The 1,113-nt window shown below is 31.4% G+C and carries 1 protein-coding gene and 1 pseudogene; both read right to left on the reverse strand.

The annotated features are described in order from the left end of the window. Positions 1-221 (reverse strand): HTH domain-containing protein (locus tag BLS77_RS19005; RefSeq protein WP_341423501.1); only part of this gene is annotated, 221 nt, incomplete at its 3' end. 388 nt (positions 222-609) lie between these two features. Further along, positions 610-1,113: pseudogene (locus tag BLS77_RS20635) on the reverse strand (hypothetical protein); the annotation flags it as partial.

Below are 1,113 nucleotides of genomic sequence, written 5' to 3' on the forward strand. Positions count from 1 at the left end.
AATCGGCGCGATAAATTATCAACTCTCTGTTTTCCTAAAGCCTTAACATCAAATCCTGCATTCCGTAGTATTTCTAATGGCATTTTCCCGGTATTATATTCAGAAACATAATACTCCTTAAATTCATCTGTATAAGTAATAGCTTTATTACTAGCTTTTTTTACAAATGGATTTACTGATAAATCTTTCAATTGTTCATCTGTAAAATAGATTCTTCCCATAACTACAATCCTCCTTTAAAATATTTTACAATAAAAAAAGACCCTATAAAATAGAGTCAGTTAAATAAATGTTTAGCACTTTTTTTCTAACTGTCCATTCTATAGGTACCAGTTTATAGATCTATTGCAGTTTCATCATTTAAATGATTTTATTTAAAACACTACTTGTACTTGGAATATTTTAACCTCTAGGAGTCTTTACTTGACTTTAGGAGCGTTTGATACTTCTTCCTAGAAAATCCTGGTTTCCCTGAAGGTATTTCCAAAAGAAGCCTCCCCAGTTAGGTAGCCTTTTAAAGTAATGAAATTAGTTAAAATAATTTAACATAATAAAATTAATATTACTTACTTTTATAATCTGAACTTTTTTTAATTTAACTTAATCCCATTAATTAATTCTGAAAATAGATAAAGTTCCAATAGGTCCGGATAAAACTGTTAATACTATACTAATAGGACCATTTGAATTGTTGGCAAATCTAAAACTTTCTCCTGCTGTTGCGGCATAAATTACATTAGAACCACTTAACGTTGGATTTGTTACTAAAATAGATATACCACCAATACGAGTCGCACTAGGAACTTGTTCCAAGTCAATTTGTATAGCAAAGGTTAAAGGAATCGGAGTAACAGCTAACTTCCAGTCGATTACATAAACACCTGTTGTATTAACTGTAAATATACCTGATGCTGGATTATAAATTATATCAGATCCTATAATATTTACAGTATCATAAATAACAGTGCCTCCGACTGGAATTGATATTTTATTTGTTGTTATAACACCATTTGCATACGAATTAAAACTTGGACCAGTAGAACCTGTAGGTCCTTGAATACCGGTAGCTCCAGTTACTCCAGTTGCTCCAGTTGCTCCAGTTGCTCCAGTTGC

It is taken from the genome of Clostridium gasigenes, from assembly GCF_900104115.1.
In the GTDB taxonomy this organism is placed as follows: Bacteria; Bacillota; Clostridia; order Clostridiales; family Clostridiaceae; genus Clostridium; species Clostridium gasigenes.